The following is a 16,443-nucleotide window of genomic DNA, read 5'->3' as shown; positions in this document are numbered from 1 at the left end:
GAGCGATTTATGACCGACCTACATAAAAATTCTGCCCAAATCATTAAGCCTGTGATTGAGGCTGGTTCTTTACGTCACAAAGAGATGATTCAGTGGCGTCATCAGATTCATGCTCACCCTGAGCTGGCTTACCTTGAGCAAAAAACTTCGGATCTGATTGCAGCAAAGCTCGCTGAATGGGGGATTGAGTTTACCAGGAACTGGGCGGAAACCGGCATTATGGCGCGTATCAAAGGGCAGGGTGGTGCGGGGCCTACGATAGCTTTAAGAGCAGACATGGATGCCTTGCCATTACAGGAAAAAAATACATTTGAGCACCGCTCTCGCCATGACGGCCAGATGCATGCCTGTGGTCATGATGGTCACACAACGATGTTGCTCGGTGCTGCCAAATACCTTGCTGAGCATCCCGATTTCTGTGGTGAAGTCGTCCTGATCTTTCAGCCTGCAGAAGAGGGGCAGGGTGGCGCCCGGGTGATGGTGAATCAGGGGATTTTCAAAGATTATCCGGCTGATTATGTCTTTGGTCTGCATAACTGGCCGGGGCTTGAGGCGGGTCATGTAGCGGTTCATGATGGTCCAGTGATGGCGGGAATGGATACCTTCGAAGTGCTGATTGAGGGTGAAGGTGGTCATGGTGCTATGCCTCATTTAGGCGTGGACCCTACTGTCATCGCAGCCCAGCTGATTACGGCTTTTCAAAGCGTTGTCAGTCGAAATATCAGTCCGTTGGAATCCGGTGTTATCAGTGTGACCCAAATGAATGCGGGAACGACGACCAATATTATTCCCGGCAGTGTCACCCTAAAGGGGACGACCCGAGCCCTTAATGATGAAACCCATGCGTTACTACATCAGAGAATGTCTGATCTGGTACAGCACACCTGTGCAGGCTTCGGTGCAACCGGATCAATCGCCTTTGGCGGAACCTATCCGGCAACAATAAACCAGACTAAGGCGACGCAAAGCCTGGAAGTGGTTGCAAAAAGGATGCTTGGTGATTCGTTTGTTCAGAGCAAATTACCACCGAGTATGGGCGCGGAAGATTTCTCCTATTTCCTTCAGGAGATTCCGGGCTGTTACTTCTGGTTAGGCAATGGTCCAACGACGGGAAGCTGTACTCTTCATAGTCCGCACTATGATTTCAATGATGAGATTTTGGCGACAGGTGCCAGTTTGTGGGTGGCTTTAGCCTATCATCATGGGTTGGCGGCGCGCTGAGACGTTACCTGTAACTGACGGTTAGAGCGCGCGCTGCTATAATGCCCTCTGCCCGTTGTGATAAATTACAGCATTGTTTTAGAAGGCATTTTGTCGTTATCAGGATCACCTCTAGCACGTTTTAAAGTGTTGGTGACTGGTTTTATCTTTTACCCGAAAGTTACTGGAAGGCTGCGTTATGTCCGAAATCAATCAGGCACAGTTAGATCTTGTTGATGAGTTTGAGTTTTTTGATGATTGGATGGACAAGTATCAGTACATCATCGACATGGGTAAGCAGCTGCCGGAGTTTCCTGAAGAGTGGAAAACAGATCTGAATAAGATCAATGGCTGCCAGTCTCAGGTTTGGATTCATCACGAGTTTAAAGATGGCAAGATCAAGCTGAATGCGATCAGTGATGCCGCGATTGTATCCGGACTGATTGCCCTGCTTCTGCGTATCTACGATAACCGCACACCGGCAGATATTCTGGCAACTCAGCCGGAGTTTCTGGCCAAGTTGGGTCTTGATAAACACCTGAGCCCGACGCGTAGCAATGGTCTGCATGCGATGCTGCAGCGAATCGGCGAGTTGGCGACCAGCTATAAGTAACGCTTAATATTTTATCTGTTTCAGCGGGTAAATCGTTGTAGAATTTACCAGCAATTAGATCGACACAAAAAAACCGCCATAAGGCGGTTTTTTTGTTAGTTGCTGCGGTAGCGCTGGAAGTCCTAATTACCCTAAGGCAATTAGAAAGCCATTAATAATCATGGCATTACAAACGTCGATAAAGAAAGCGCCTACCAGAGGGACAACAATAAAGGCTTTATGGGATACGCCGAATTTTTTAGTTACCGCTGTCATATTGGCGATGGCTGTCGGAGTTGCTCCCAGGGTAAGGCCCGCATAACCTGAGGTCATGACTGCTGACTCGTATGATTTCCCTAAAAGCCGGAATACAACAAAGATAGAGAAAAGCACCGTAAACAGGATCTGCAAAACCAGTACCAGAATCAATGGCAGCGCGAGGTCTACCAGAGACCATAATTGCAGCGACATCAGTGACATGGCGAGAAATAAGCCAAGAGACAGGTCCGAGACAAGAGAAAGTGTCGGCGTATTCGTTGGCCACTGAATTTGTTTGAATATCAGAGGGACGGTGTTTGTCAGGAAGATCCCTGAAAACAGAGCTGTTACAAACATCGGTAGTTTTAAGCCGATACTTTCAACCAAACTGTTCAGCTGAATACCTAGGCTAATTGCAAGACTAATAACAAATAAAGCAACCAGCATACTGTCGACAGAGATGCTGGTGTTCTTCGTTTCATCATGCTTAATGCCGACAGTTACCGGAGCAGTTTCGGTATAGGGTTTAAGATCGTGCTTTTTGATCAGGTATTGTGCAATAGGGCCGCCGATCAAACCTCCAAACACCAGACCAAAAGTAGCGCAGGCGATTCCGATCTCCAGTGCATTCTCAATCATATATTGGTTAGAGAAAACGGGTGCCCAGGCGATGGTGGTGCCGTGACCGCCACTAAGAGAGATCGAACCACTAAGCAGCCCCATGTGTGAGCTCTGGTCAGTCATTTGAGCAGCACCGATACCAGTGAGGTTCTGAACAAATAAAAACACGATTGCCAGAACCAGCAGCACCACCAGAGCAGAACCGCCCTTTAGCAAAGTGGAGAACTTGGCTGAAAGTCCAACGGTAGTGAAAAAGACAATCAAAAGAGCATCTCTTTGCTCCAGAGAAAATTTTACTTCGATTCCGGTAATGGCATAGATCAAACCAAGGACGAGAGAGGCTAAAACGCCACCTGTGACGGGTTCCGGAATATTATAATTCCTGAAAAAAGGGATCTTCTTGTTGAGGTGCATGCCAGTAAATAAAACCAAAATGGCAAGAATGAGGGTTTCACTAAAATCTAAAGCCATTAAATTGCCTTTGCAAAGCGCTTTCAAAAGGGGCTGAGTGGAAAAGGGTTGGTAGCATATTTATATAAGCCAGAAAGGCGCTATCGGATATCCGGTAGCGCCTTTCTTGATCATTTCAATGCGTAACGACTGATTGAACGGCTCAAGCTGGTTGTGCCTGATCCTGTTTCAGGTCTTGCTTGATAACAACCGGGCCGCTGTGGAAGCGGAAGGTATCATCATCGGATTCGATCAGCTCTTTCTCCACTTCCGCAAAGAAAGCGATGCGCTCGTCGATTGGAGCTGAGGCGTATTGCTGAGCCAGATCCAGATAATCGCGATAGTGGCGACCTTCGGAGCGAACCAGTGACTGGTAGTATTTGCCCAGCGCTTCATCCAGATGGGGAATCAGAGCCATAAAGCGTTCACAGGAGCGTGCTTCGATAAAGGCACCAATGATAAGCACATCGATCAGCTCATCAGCACCCTTGCGGATATGTTGACGAAGGCCGGAAGCATAACGAGCCGCTGTAAGGTGCTCGTAGCGGATGCCTCGCTCTTCAAGAATGGTGACGACCTGCTCAAAGTGAAGCAGTTCTTCACGGGCCAGCTGAGACATTTTTTTCAACAGATCCGGCTTGTCCACGTAGCGATACATCAGATTCATCGCTGTAGATGCTGCTTTTTTCTCGCACTGAGCGTGGTCGATCAGCAGGATATCAAGGTTTTCAAGGGCCTGTTCCACCCAGAGAGCAGGGGTGGAGCAAGGTAAAAACTGGTAGATCTCTTCGAGCAAATCAGGATTTTTCACAAATCAGCCTGTCTGTTTCTTCTAAGATGGTTCGGTTGATCTTCTGGTAAATGAGTTCCAGAAGACGCGATGTCGTGTTGTGTCGCCCGGTATCCGGCGAAAGCCTTCTGGCCTGATCCGTAAGTGTAATGCCGTAGGCTTCAATATCCTGAATACGGCCTGCGCCGACCCTTAACAGATCAACGATCCAGCATTCGGGCGAAAAGCGCTTAGTATAGCGGATTCGGCGCTGGCTAAGTTGTTGTTGCAGTTGATCTTTATCAAGCAACACAAAAAACTCAGATACGGTTTTTTCGGTGAGGGATTCAATACGATGCATAGCCGCATCGCGCTCACTGGCTTCAGCCTGCCCCCAGCTTAAAATCTCATCAGAGTGACGCTTGCAGCCACGACAGATCTCGTCACCCAGAGTGGTGCTGCAGATGCCGATGCAGGGAGATTCAATTCTTGCCATGAGTATTGGTGTCTTGTATGTCGTCAGTGATTTTATCGTTGATGGAGTCGGTGCTTTTATTGATTGTGTCAGCGCTTTTGTTGATGGATCCAGTCGATGTTGAGTCGGTTTCAGACGTCTCAGAATGAGAGTGTTCGCACTGGTGAACACCGTTGCTCCAGCAGCCTTTTTCCGGTACCGGATCGTATCCGCCTTTTGCCAAAGGATTACAGCTGAGAATCCTTTTAACCGCCAGAATTGTGCCCTTGATCGCGCCGTGGGTTTCCAGAGCTTCAAGAGCATAGCTCGAACAGGTCGGATAATAGATACAGCGATTGGGCAGCAAAGGGCTGATCACATAGCGATAGAAGTGCACCAAAAGCTTGAGCAGGTATTTCATAGTCTGATACCGACGGATCTTGATCCGGTGAAGTAGCGTGAATTACTTACCGTAAAGTTCTTCCGGGCTGATCATAGGCTCGGAATCAACACGCAAGCTAGCCTCATCCGCTACCGCATAAAAGCAGCTGCGGCGACCGGTGTGGCAGGCTGGGCCGATTTGGTCAACCAGAAGCAACAGGGTGTCGCCATCGCAATCAACGCGCATCTCTTTCAGGTGTTGTACCTGACCAGAGGATTCACCTTTGCGCCAGTAGGCCTGACGGGAACGGGACCAGTAGCAAACGCGCTGGTTTTTAAGGGTTTCTTTAATGGAATCCAGATTCATCCAGGCCATCATCACCACTTCACCACTGTCGAACTGTTGGGCAATGGCAGGAATCAGGCCGTCTTCATTGAATTTCAGATGGCTAAGTGCAGTGTCCAGATCGAAGGTTTGATTCAGTTCGGCCTTTTCGACCTGTTTCCAGTTAAACGCTGCGCTTGTCATGATGGAGCCTTAAAAATTAGGTGTCAGAATTTAGAGAATCAGGCCTCTGCTTCAGTCTCCAGAGGCTTTTTACGGGCGGCTACTATAGCAGAAATGATAAAAGTTGCAGCTGCCAGCAGGATGATGCAGGCACCGGCGGGCAGATCTGGCTGATAAGAGATCGCCAAACCACCAGAGGTAAAGGCAAGACCAAGAAGCGATGCCAAAGCCATCATGCTGCCCAGTGTTTTGGTGTAGTGGCCTGCGATAGCAGCAGGAAGTGTCAGCAGGGCAATTACCAGAATAAGACCGACAACCTGAATCATCAGAACAACGGTCAGAGCCACGATGCAAAGCAGCAGCAAGTAAAGAAAGTTGACCGGCAAGCCTCTCAGGCGGGCGAACTGGGCATCAAAGGCAACGGCCTGAAACGGACGATAGAGCAGGGCAATTGCCGCGATAATTACGGCATCCATTCCCGCCATCAGCCAAAGATCCCCCTTAGCAACCAGCAGGATATTACCGAACAGATAGCTCATCAGATCCACCTGATAGCCCGGCGTCTGGCTGATAAAGAGTACGCCTATCGCCATACCCGATGCCCAGAGTGCGCCGATTAAGGTGTCTTCCCGTTCCTGCCAGTAGAGTTTCACCCAACCGATAATTAAGGCAGAAACAACGGCAGCGATCAGAGCGCCAATGAAAGGTGAGCCGCCAAGATAATAGGCCAGCCCCATGCCGCCCATAACCGAGTGTGCGATACCACCTGCAAGGTAGCTGATACGCATCACAACCACATAGGTGCCGATCAGGCCGCAGGCGATGCTGGCAAGAACACCGGCAATCAGAGCGTTCTGCAGAAAAGTTTGTTCAGTCAGGGCTGAAAAGAATTCCATCATTGTTATCTCAGGTAGCGTTAGCCGTCAGATCGCGTGGGAGTGGTGGTGAATCATGTGCACGTGATCACCGTACATCTGCTCAATCACATCCGGTGTAATGGCGTGGGTTTCATGGCAAAGCAGCTCTTTATTCAGACAGGCAACCCGATCCACGTAATCTGTGATAAAACCGATATCGTGAGAGATCACGATGATCGACATACGCTTATTCAACTCTTTGAAGAGTTCAAAGACACCTTTCTCCTGATGAGAATCGACACTGGCCGTTGGCTCATCTAACAGCAGTAGTTCGGGTTCTGTTGCCAGTGCACGGGCGATCAAAACTCTTTGCAGCTGACCGCCGGAGAGCTGATCAATGGTACGGCTCGCGAACTCGGCTACACCGGTTTCCGACATCACTTTGTGAGCAATTTTCCGATCTTCTTTGCTGTAGCGCTGCCAGAGACGACCGGGTTGAATCCGCCCCATAAGCACGGTTTCTTCAACGGTAATCGGGAAATCGTTAGGGAATTTTGCGAACTGAGGCACATAACCGACGCGGCGCGAGGCTTTCTTTGGTGATGTACCAAAAATACGCACCGAACCTTCGTCGGGCTTGATCAGCCCCATGATGAGTTTGAGCAGCGTACTTTTACCGCCGCCATTGGGGCCTACCAGCCCGAGAAATTCACCTTCACGAACCGCGAGGGTGACTTTATTCAGAACAGGGGAGGCCTGATAGCGAAAACTGACGCTATCAAACTCAACAATATTTTTCGCAAAACGGCCCATTATTGCCAGGACTCCAGCAGTTGTTGGCTGAGTTGACGGATCGCAAGAGGCAGGTTTTCAGGCAGGGGATCTGCTTTAACCACGCGTGCACCGATATTATCTGCAATTCTTTCTGCCGGTTTCTGGTTGAACTGTTCCTGCACCAGAATCACTTTAATCTGTTCGGCTTTGGCCTTCTCTGACAGGCTAACCAGCTGGCGGGCGGAAGGGGATTTGCCTTGGTATTCAATGGCAACCTGCTCAATATGATAACGGGCTGCAAAATGTCCCCACGCCGGGTGGAAAACCATAAAGGTGCGACCTTCGTAATTTTCCAGAGCTTCGTGGATCTCGTGGTCGAGGGCTTTAAATTCAGAAGCCAACTGCTGATAGTTCTGCTCATAGATTGCTGCATGCTGAGGCTGAGCCGCTTTCAATGCGTTGGCCATAATACGAGCCTGTGCAGTTGCCTTTATCGGGTCCATCCAGACATGAGGATCATCACTATCATGGTCGTGTCCCTCATGGTCATGATCTTTATGTCCGTGCTTTTCTTCATGTTCATGGGCTTCATGGGAATGTTCGTCGTGATCATCATGAGCAGTTTCATCATGCTGATCGTCTTTATGTTCAGGATAAGCCGGCTTTTGTTCAACGATACCTTCCAGAGTATCGATGATAGCCATTTCAGGGTTTAAGCGACGAATTCTTGGTAGCCAGACCTGCTCAAAAGGCACCCCTGTGGTCATCAGCAGTTTGGCTTTAGCCAGTCGTGCCATCTGACGTGCTGTTGGATCATAGCTATGGGGGTTATGACCGGGCTGAACCAATACTTCGATCTGAATGGTATCTCCCGCCACTTTTTCCAGCAGGTATTTTTGTGGCGTCACACTGACAAAAACCAAAGGTTTATCAGCGGCTGTTGCGATACCAGCGCATAAAACCGCCGCAAGAAGAATAATGCTCTTTACAAAAACAGCATGAATTTGATCAGCAAAGATCCGGTACATGAAACAGTAAACTCCTGCACCAGTAAGCAGTCGGTGCGAAAGATTCAGATATTAAAAGACGGGTAGAGGCAGGTTTTGTATTGGGACTTAAAACTCAGCCTGATCAGAAAGCTAATGTTACAACATAACATGATCTGCGTCAGGTTAGATTTTCCATTTCTGAGGAAATTTTCAGCTTGGTGGTATAGGAATCTGTAATGTGGCGGTAAAAATGAACATTTATTGCTTAAGCCGCGATAACTCAATGATTCAAAAATAAAAAATGGCTATAGTTTGATTAATATTTTGCGCTTGAAAACGTGAAATAGTACTTCCAAAAATAAATGTTCCAGGAGAACCCGAAAATGTTGCGCGTATTTGCAATTGCGGCAGCGTTAGTGCTTGCAGGCTGTGCCAGTCAGCCATTAACCCATAACTATCAAGGTGATGTTCACCTGCAAACGATTCGTATCGATGTTGAGCCATTGCGCGATGGTGCTGATGAAGCGCAAAGCGGCGATCTTGGTGCGTTGACCAAGCTGCAGAAGTTGGCTGATTCGCTGGATAAGGCGATGGATCCGGAAGAACAGAAAAAAGTTGAAGCTCAGCTGAAAGAGTTTGAACAGATTCTGGTTCAGGGGATTCGTCAGGCGACAGGTATTCCGTTGGTTGCGTCTGAAGATGCTGATATCAACATGGTTTACAACGATAACGCTGAGCTGAGCGAAGTGCGTTTCACCTATAAGAAGTTTAAGGGTGCAACCATGGACCTTTACGGCAATATCTATTACGGCTCAAAATCTGAGACGACACTTGGTGGCAAGCTAATGAATACCAAGGTGTATGAGGTTAAGCCGGTTTTGAACCTGCAGATTGATGCCCGTAACCGTAAAGATAAGCCATTCTGGCAAACTTATGTCAGCTACCGTTCTAAAGAAGAGTTTCGTCTGAGCAATGCCTACATCATGGGCATTACCCCAGATGAGATCGAGAACAGTGATATTTTTCTGATCCCGTTGGCAAAAGGGGTCGTGAAAGAGATTCACAAAGACGTTAAGAAGAAAAAATAAGCCGCTTTAGCCGTAAGCTAAAGTGAGTGAATGACTCATGGATGAGTCTACGGCTAAGCAAGACTGATGTGCGTTCAGGTTATAGTCTGGATAGGCAAGGAGTTGGCAAGAGATCTGGTTGAATACCTGCTGTATTATCATCTAATTTAACATAATATACATTATGCAATGTTTGGGCGGTTTGTAGATAGAGGGGCTAAGCTGTGTAAATTCGGCTTGATGCCAATAACTTTTGCCATATTCCTTCCACAGTGCTTGTTGTTTTTCCTTTTTGCCAGCTTCGGAACACAGCTTAACCTGTTTAGCTCACTGCTTAGTTCAGTTCCAACGATTTCAGAATTGTCAGCGCCCGATCAAAATCAAAACTATCGGTCAGTTCAAGAATCTGAGCGGCTTCAGCGGCTTGTGCTGTCTCCTGCATCGCGAGCATAAATTCAAGAGCAGTTTCCTGAGCCTCGGAATCTCCATCAGACAGCTGTGCCAGTAGCTTATCGGCGATCTCACTGGTTCTGGTATGAGGCTCGTTTTCAATTCTGGGTTGGTGCATGGAAAGATCATTTTCAGCCGGTGAAATGTCTGGTGTTTCTATGATCTCTTCCATCTTAGGTGATTCGCCATGTTCATTCAGGCAGTTATCAATAGAAGCTATCAGTCGGGAAACTTCACGAACGATCAGCTTTATCCGATCTGGCTCGATGTGGCCTTGTTTTTTATGTTCTTGTTCAAGTGTTGAGGCAAGGATATGAAGCTCACTCATACCTAGGGTTCCCGCAAGTCCTTTGAGGGTATGTAGCTGCCTTGCCAGTTCATCCGGACGGGCTTCAGCCAACTCTATTTCACGGTACTGGTCAACAAATGAGCTGAAGAGCTTTTGAAGCAGACGCGGGTCTTTATTTGCCGATGCAAAGGCAACGGCCATATTTACGCCCTCAATAAAGCAAGGGGGCATCTGCTGGTCGTTGGTATCCGGTTGCAGCTGTTTCTTGCTCTCAATTATGGCGATTGAGCCCTCTTCCCTTTTAAGCCATTGATAAAGCATGCTTTGCAGCCGTGATGGGTCAATTGGTTTGCTAAGGTGATCTGACATGCCTGCACGAAGGCAGTCCTGACGGTCACTTTCCATAGCGTTTGCTGTCATTGCAATAATTGGAGGCTGTTTGATCAGTCCCAGGCTGCAGATCTGGCGGGTTGCCTCCAGGCCATCCATAACCGGCATCTGGACATCCATCAGAATCAGGTCGTAACTGTTTTCCTTGATGGCGTCTATCGCCTCCTGACCGTTTTCAACGATGGTTAATTCCAGACCATAAGGCTCTAACAAGCCGGTAATCACTTCCTGATTGATCAGGTTGTCTTCGGCAACCAGTACTTTTGCCCCGAGCAGCTGGTGGATGTTGTTTTCGTTCAGAGGCGTATTGAGTGTGCCGGATAGTCCCTTGCGGTTTTGTTTAAACAACATTTGCAGGCTATCCAGAATCTCTGAGGCAGATACCGGCTTAAGCCAGATAGTATCGAAGAGTTTCTCTTCAAGAATCGATTGCAGATCATGCTCATCACGACCTGTCAGCAGCACCAGATTCGGCAGCTGATGCCCCGCGAGTTGTCGCTGCAATTCGCGGGCGATAGTGGTGCCATCCATCTCCGGCATCTGTTGATCAACCAGCACCAGGTCAAGGGCCGTTTGCGGATCCTGAGCTTGCTTCATGACAAACTCAAAACCGCTTCTTGCATCATCGGAGCAGTGAAGTTGGATACCCTGAGCTTCAAAAAGGCGTTTAATGGCCGCAAGAGCAATAGGATCATCATCGATATAAAGGGCGCGCAATTCGCTCAGGGGTCTTTGCGGCGTTTCATCGGCTTTATAGCGATCCAGAGTTAAAGTGAAGCTGAAGCTACTCCCCTCGCCCTGTTCGGATTCTACGGTCAGATGACTGCCCATCAGTCTGGCCAGTTCCTGACTGATAGAGAGTCCAAGCCCGGTTCCACCGTACAGGCGGGTCGTTGAGGTATCTTCCTGAGTGAAGGCTTCAAACAAGGAGCGTTGTTTCTCTTTTGAGATACCGATACCGGTATCACTGACGCAGAAGGTCAGTGATACCTTCTCATCGTCAATAATCGATTGATGGACATCCAGTGCCACATAGCCGTTGTCGGTAAATTTCACGGCATTGCTCAGCAGATTAAGCAGAATCTGACTGATACGCAGTGGATCACCAACACACTCTCCAACCAGATCTTCTGGTGCGAAATAACGGATCGGAAGCTGTTTCTCGTTGGCTCTGACCTGACTGACTTCAACGACTTGTTTCAGGGTGTCGTTCAGTGAGAAAGGAATCTCTTCTATATGAATTTTGCCTGCTTCAATCTTAGAAAAATCAAGAATATCGTTGATGATATCCAGTAGGTTGTTTGCTGAGAGCTTAATCTTGTTCAGATAGTTGTGGTTTTTCTCATCAGTGCTATCCCGAAGTGCCAGGTGGGTCATGCCGATAATGGCATTCATCGGGGTGCGAATTTCATGGCTCATGTTAGCCAGAAAATCACTCTTAGCTTTGTTTGCAGCGTCCGCTTTCTCTTTCTCTTTCTGTAGCAGTGCTTCGCTCTGTTTCTGGTTGGTAATGTCGGTACGCACCGAAATAATCGATACCAGCTCATCTTTGTCGTTGTAAAGCGGCAATACGGTGGCAAAAACCCAGTAAAGATCGCCTTCTTTAGTGCGGTTACATACTTCGCCGGACCAGGGTTTATTGTTGTGTACGCTGTCCCAGAGCTTCTTAAAGAATTCTTTCTTATGTACACCAGAGTTAATGATGCGATGATTACGACCAATAATCTCTTCAGGTTCGTAGCCGCTGATGGCACTGAATTTTTTATTGACGTATGTGATATCACCTTTGGCATCTGTCATGCTGACAATGGCATGTTGATCAAGAGCTTTTTTCAAAAAGCCCAGTTCAAGATTACGAATTTTGGTTTTCTGGTGCTCAGCATGAAATCTAGCCAATAAGAGGCTGATCAGACCCATAAAGAGGACAAAGGCACCTACGCCAATTTTGACCAGCTGCTGGTTCTGTTGGTCAATACTGTTGCTGATTCGATTACTTAGATGCTGATGAATCTGGTCTCTCAGAAAGTGGATGTCTTCAATAAAGCGGGTTGCGGTATCGAAAAAGTCGGTGCTGCTGACATTGACACCACCGGCAATCAGCTGGTCGACCCGTTCTTGAAGCAGTTGATAGTGACGGTAATTTCTCGCAGCGTAACTGGCTAACCCCATCTCCTGAACAATCGCATCACGGGCCAGTTCTCTGAAATCGAGACTTCTTTCCTGAAGGGCGGTTCGGGCTTGTTGCAGCTGAACGGGGTCCAGCTGGCTGCTTTCCGCAAGGCGAGCAGAAAAGCGCCCTCTTAGTTGACCTGCGTACTCTGCGTAAAAAGAGGTATCGATGATCAACTGGGTCGATTTAAGGATCAGACCGTCATTAAGGGTGTCCGGATGACGATCCAGTGTGAGTAGTATGTTTTCAGAGTCTTCCAGCAGATCACGAATATATACCGAGTGCAGGTTAAAGCTTTTTTCACCTGCCAGTGCACGGTTGCCGAAGCAGTTAGTGGCAAGACAGTCTCTCAGTTCATCGGCGTGTTTTAACGGCAGACCTTCCAGATGTTCGCCGTCGTGCAGTAGGGGTTTCAGGCTGTAGGTCAGCATGTGATCAAGGCGGGCTTTATCTGCCAGCAGGCTGCTTTCGATATCGCCGGAACCAATAATAGCCTGAATACCACGGCGCTTAGCCAATAGAATCGCGGTGTTTTGCAGTGCGTAAGCCTGCTGGAGATCGTGACTGAAAAGCTGTAGCTTCTTAAGTTTGTCTACGGTCAGGTATGCCGCCAGAAAAAGCAGCATCAGGGCTGAAAGGGTCGTGATCAGCAGGGAGTTGCGGATCAGAGGGCGATTCAGGCAACCCGTCAATCTTTGGGTTAATGTTCGGGTTGTCGCTGTTTTAACCATCGCAATCTCTGAGTAAATAAATCTTAAAAATCAAGCGCTAGTGAGCAATAAAACCTTGCAAGATGTACGGGATTTGCATGATAAGATACTTATAAACAAAAAAACATTCGATGATGCTTTTTTTTAATATTTCGCTACTTTAGCATGAATCAAATGGATGCCAGCAAAAGCCTGTTCCAGGTGGCTCCTAACTCTATTTTAGACAAGACTTTGTTTGGGTCACTATGAAAAAACTTTTGCTGATTGAAGATAGTAAACTTTTTGCTAAAGCCATCTCCCGTGAACTGGCAGTTAATAACTATTTTGAAGTGCATCATGCGGCAACCATGGCGGAGATGATTGAGCTGTTGGAACAGAATCAATACTTTGTAGCGATTGCAGATCTCGTGCTGCCCGATGCCAGCAGCGGCGAAGTGATCTACAAGCTGATTGGTCTGGATATTCCTGTTGTTTCTCTGACCGGTTCTTTTGCCGATAGTTTGCAGGCTTCTATCACCTCTCTGCCCATAGTCGACTATGTCATTAAAGAGAGCCGCAATGATATTACCTATGCGGTTCGTCTGGCGGAATTGATGCTGTTTACTCAGGGTATGAAGGTACTGGTTGCCAATGGCTGCGACAAAGAATCATCCATAGTCGCAAATCACCTGCTTCCCTATCGTTTCAACCTGATTTTTGTTTCCAGTCTTGAACAGGCAAAAGCCGAGCTTGAAATTCATAAAGATATCGCACTGGTAGTGTGTGATCAGCAACTGGCCAATGATGGCTCCGGATTAGACCTGGTCAGCGCAATCCGAAACGAACATGATGAGCTGGCTTTACCTGTTCTATTTACCCTGGTCGAGCAAGGACCTGCTTTTGATGCCAAGTTGTTGAAGTCCGGCGTAAACGATTTTGTTGTTAAGCCTTTCTCCCGGGAGGAGTTGGCCAGTCGCTTAGTTACTCAGGTCAGTAACCGTATCCGATATAAGCAGATTCAGAACTACGCGGAAACTGTCGATCGTTACATTATCACTTCCAGTACCGATGAATTTGGCATTATCCGAAGTGTGAGTCAGGCTTTTTGTGATATCTCAGGTTACAGCCGTGAAGAGCTGATTGGTCGTAATCACAATATTGTTCGCCATCCGGATATGAAAAACGCCATCTATAAAGAGCTCTGGCAAACCATCAGTGCCGGCAAAAGCTGGCAGGGCGAGTTAAAAAATCGCAAAAAAAACGGTACTCATTACTGGGTGGATGTGCATATCGATCCCCTCTTTGACGCCAACGGTATCATTGTTGGCTATACGGCGATTCGTCAGGATATTACGGATAAAAAGTATATCGAGGAGTTGTCGGTAACAGACCCGATGACCGGGCTCTATAACCGCCGCCACTTTAACGAAGCGTTTGCAGGCGTGTCCGCAGAAGTTGCTCAATCGGATGGCTATCTTGCTTTTTTGATCTTCGATGTGGATCACTTCAAAGGCTACAACGACAACTATGGTCATCAGGCTGGTGATGATGTTCTGATCAGAATTGGCGGTTGTGTTTCTGCATTTGCCAAGAAGCTGTCTGCTCTCGCGTATCGCCTCGGTGGTGAGGAGTTTGCGTTGCTCTACAAAGCCGGCAACCAGCAGCAGGCTGAAGATGTTGCTGAATCACTCCGCGCGGCGATCGAGTCTCTTGAGATCGAACACCGTTACAACTCGGCATCTGCCTTTGTGACAGCCTCCTTTGGTCTTTATCTGAAACAGGGTGCTGCCAAGGTCTCTGAGACATACAAAAAAGGTGATGAAGCACTCTACCAGGCCAAAGAATCCGGTAGAAACCGCGTCGTGACTCAGGCGGCCATTCCTGCTGATGTACAATAAGATCTCTGGCAGGAAGCCTGATCTCTAAGATATTGAATCGTAAAAGGGTTACCGGAGACCCTTATTAGATTTCACGGTATGGCTCAGATCAATATCTGAGACAAATTGTAACCGTAATCTTGGAGTCATCTTAATTATTTAGGGTATGCTTAATCGATATTGCACCTGCGTAATGTGCTATCTTTTTGGTTTGGCAGCCTTTTAAGCCGATTGACAATACATGGAGGTAGTTGTGTCCCAGCTATTGATTCGCTATTCCCGAATTCTTGAAATTGTTGGCGATATCGTCAAAGTTCATGTGCCTACCTCTGAAAGCGGTGCGTCCCAGATCAGTTTTGGCGATCTTGCTCTGATCGAAAGTCAGGATGAAGGACAGGCTATTCTGCCCCGCACCGCTCAGGTGATTCTGCTGGATGGTGAAGAAGTTTCTCTGCAGGTTTTCTCTGGCACTAAGGGACTTTCAACGCACTCTGTGGTTCGCTTCCTTGGTCGTCCAATGGAAGTGACCTTCTCCCCTAATATTCTGGGGCGTACTTTTTCCGGTACCGGTGAGCCAATCGATGGCGGTCCTGCTCTCACCGATGAGCCCCGTATCGAGATTGATGGCCCTACCGTAAACCCGGCCCGCCGTATTCTTGCATCCCGAATGATCCGCACCGATGTGCCCATGATCGATGTGTTCAACTGTCTGGTTGAAAGTCAGAAAATTCCGATCTTCTCTGTCGCAGGTGAACCCTACAACCAGCTGCTGGCACGTATTGGTGCTCAGGCAGATGCGGATATCGTAGTGTTTGGTGGTATTGGCCTGATCTTCGATGACTACCACTTCTTTAAGCGAACCTTTGAGGAAGCCGGAGCCTCTGCCCGCACCGTGATGTTTGTGCATCAGGGCTCTGACCCGACTGTTGAAGCGCTTCTGGTACCGGATATGGCGCTGGCGGTGGCTGAACGCTACGCCGTTAACGAAGGTAAACGTGTTCTTGTGCTGCTGACGGACATGACCGCTTATGCCGATGCTCTGAAAGAAGTGGGTATCTCCATGGAGCACGTGCCGTCCAACCGTGGCTATATTGGTGACCTCTACTCCCAGTTGGCTCGTCGTTATGAAAAAGCCTGTGACTACAAAGGTGCTGGTTCGGTAACTATTCTCTCGGTAACCACTATGCCGGGCGATGACGTGACCCACCCGGTTCCGGACAACACAGGTTATATCACCGAAGGCCAGTTCTATCTGCACAATGGCGTGATTGACCCCTTTGGCTCTCTTTCCCGTCTGAAGCAGCACGTGATCGGCAAAGTGACCCGCGAGGATCACAGCCAGATCATGAATACCCTGATTCGTTTCTATGCAGCTTCTCAGGATGCTGAACAGAAACAGGCGATGTCCTTCGAGTTGAGTGAATTTGACGAGCGGGTACTCAAGTTCGGTCGCCTGTTCCAGAAAACCTTTATGGATATCGATGTCAGTATGCCATTAGAGGAAGCTCTCGATACCGGTTGGTCGATTCTGGCGCAGTGCTTTAAAGAAGAAGAGCTGCTGATGAAGCAGAATCTGATCGATAAGTACTTTCCAAAATCCGATGGTAGCTCGCCAACAAGCGAACAAGAACACTCCCCCGAAAACGCCTGACAGGAGT

General features: G+C 48.1%; 14 protein-coding genes. 5 read left to right on the top strand and 9 right to left on the bottom strand.

Annotated elements, in window-relative coordinates; genetic code table 11:
- The first annotated feature begins 9 nt into the window (after window positions 1-9).
- Window positions 10-1,221, top strand: coding sequence for a M20 aminoacylase family protein (locus tag BV405_RS03085; RefSeq protein ID WP_086479368.1), 1,212 nt, complete (start codon window positions 10-12; stop codon window positions 1,219-1,221).
- A gap of 178 nt (window positions 1,222-1,399) precedes the next feature.
- Entirely contained in the window at window positions 1,400-1,813 is a 414-nt protein-coding gene (locus tag BV405_RS03080; protein ID WP_086479367.1) for a SufE family protein, read from the top strand.
- A gap of 126 nt (window positions 1,814-1,939) precedes the next feature.
- Here the strand turns inward: BV405_RS03080 and gltS are convergent, their stop codons facing one another.
- The 8 genes from gltS to BV405_RS03040 form a co-directional block, all read right to left on the bottom strand.
- On the bottom strand, window positions 1,940-3,142 hold the full coding sequence (gene gltS, locus BV405_RS03075) for a sodium/glutamate symporter (protein WP_086479366.1): 1,203 nt from the start codon (window positions 3,140-3,142) through the stop codon (window positions 1,940-1,942).
- A 142-nt stretch (window positions 3,143-3,284) separates the two neighbouring features.
- On the bottom strand, window positions 3,285-3,932 hold the full coding sequence (locus tag BV405_RS03070; protein WP_086479365.1) for a MiaE family protein: 648 nt from the start codon (window positions 3,930-3,932) through the stop codon (window positions 3,285-3,287).
- Window positions 3,919-4,386 carry a DUF1289 domain-containing protein gene (locus BV405_RS03065; RefSeq protein ID WP_086479364.1) on the bottom strand — a complete coding sequence of 156 codons (468 nt, stop codon included), beginning with the start codon at window positions 4,384-4,386 and terminating at the stop codon, window positions 3,919-3,921. The genes BV405_RS03070 and BV405_RS03065 overlap by 14 nt, the downstream gene beginning before the upstream one ends.
- Window positions 4,373-4,765, bottom strand: a complete 393-nt coding sequence (gene yidD, locus BV405_RS18070) for a membrane protein insertion efficiency factor YidD (RefSeq protein ID WP_086479363.1) — start codon at window positions 4,763-4,765, stop codon at window positions 4,373-4,375. The genes BV405_RS03065 and yidD overlap by 14 nt, the downstream gene beginning before the upstream one ends.
- 42 nt (window positions 4,766-4,807) lie before the next feature.
- A complete protein-coding gene (gene hisI / locus BV405_RS03055; protein ID WP_086479362.1) occupies window positions 4,808-5,254 on the bottom strand; it encodes a phosphoribosyl-AMP cyclohydrolase in 447 nt (148 codons plus the stop codon).
- 38 nt (window positions 5,255-5,292) lie between these two features.
- Window positions 5,293-6,132 carry a metal ABC transporter permease gene (locus BV405_RS03050; RefSeq protein WP_086479361.1) on the bottom strand — a complete coding sequence of 280 codons (840 nt, stop codon included), beginning with the start codon at window positions 6,130-6,132 and terminating at the stop codon, window positions 5,293-5,295.
- Window positions 6,133-6,156: 24 nt separating this feature from the next.
- A complete protein-coding gene (locus BV405_RS03045) occupies window positions 6,157-6,903 on the bottom strand; it encodes a metal ABC transporter ATP-binding protein (RefSeq protein WP_086479360.1) in 747 nt (248 codons plus the stop codon).
- Window positions 6,903-7,892 (bottom strand): metal ABC transporter solute-binding protein, Zn/Mn family, encoded by a 990-nt coding sequence (locus tag BV405_RS03040; RefSeq protein ID WP_086479359.1) that lies wholly within the window; start codon window positions 7,890-7,892, stop codon window positions 6,903-6,905. The genes BV405_RS03045 and BV405_RS03040 overlap by 1 nt, the downstream gene beginning before the upstream one ends.
- Window positions 7,893-8,236: 344 nt before the next feature.
- Between BV405_RS03040 and BV405_RS03035 the strand changes: the two genes are divergently transcribed.
- Complete coding sequence (locus BV405_RS03035; protein WP_086479358.1) at window positions 8,237-8,941, top strand: hypothetical protein; 705 nt, start codon at window positions 8,237-8,239, stop codon at window positions 8,939-8,941.
- Window positions 8,942-9,254: 313 nt separating this feature from the next.
- On the opposite strand, the gene BV405_RS03030 is transcribed toward BV405_RS03035, so the two are convergent.
- Complete coding sequence (locus BV405_RS03030) at window positions 9,255-12,950, bottom strand: hybrid sensor histidine kinase/response regulator (RefSeq protein WP_086479357.1); 3,696 nt, start codon at window positions 12,948-12,950, stop codon at window positions 9,255-9,257.
- A 224-nt stretch (window positions 12,951-13,174) separates the two neighbouring features.
- On the opposite strand from BV405_RS03030, the gene BV405_RS03025 reads away from it, so the two are divergent.
- On the top strand, window positions 13,175-14,806 hold the full coding sequence (locus BV405_RS03025; protein ID WP_086479356.1) for a diguanylate cyclase domain-containing protein: 1,632 nt from the start codon (window positions 13,175-13,177) through the stop codon (window positions 14,804-14,806).
- A 232-nt stretch (window positions 14,807-15,038) separates the two neighbouring features.
- Window positions 15,039-16,436 (top strand): V-type ATP synthase subunit B, encoded by a 1,398-nt coding sequence (locus tag BV405_RS03020; RefSeq protein WP_176330025.1) that lies wholly within the window; start codon window positions 15,039-15,041, stop codon window positions 16,434-16,436.
- Window positions 16,437-16,443: the final 7 nt, after the last annotated feature.

The organism is Oceanospirillum sanctuarii (assembly GCF_002150805.1).
Classification (GTDB): Bacteria; Pseudomonadota; Gammaproteobacteria; order Pseudomonadales; family Halomonadaceae; genus Oceanospirillum; species Oceanospirillum sanctuarii.
The sequence above is the reverse complement of the archived record's forward strand: the minus strand, read 5'-3'. Positions and strand labels throughout refer to the sequence as shown.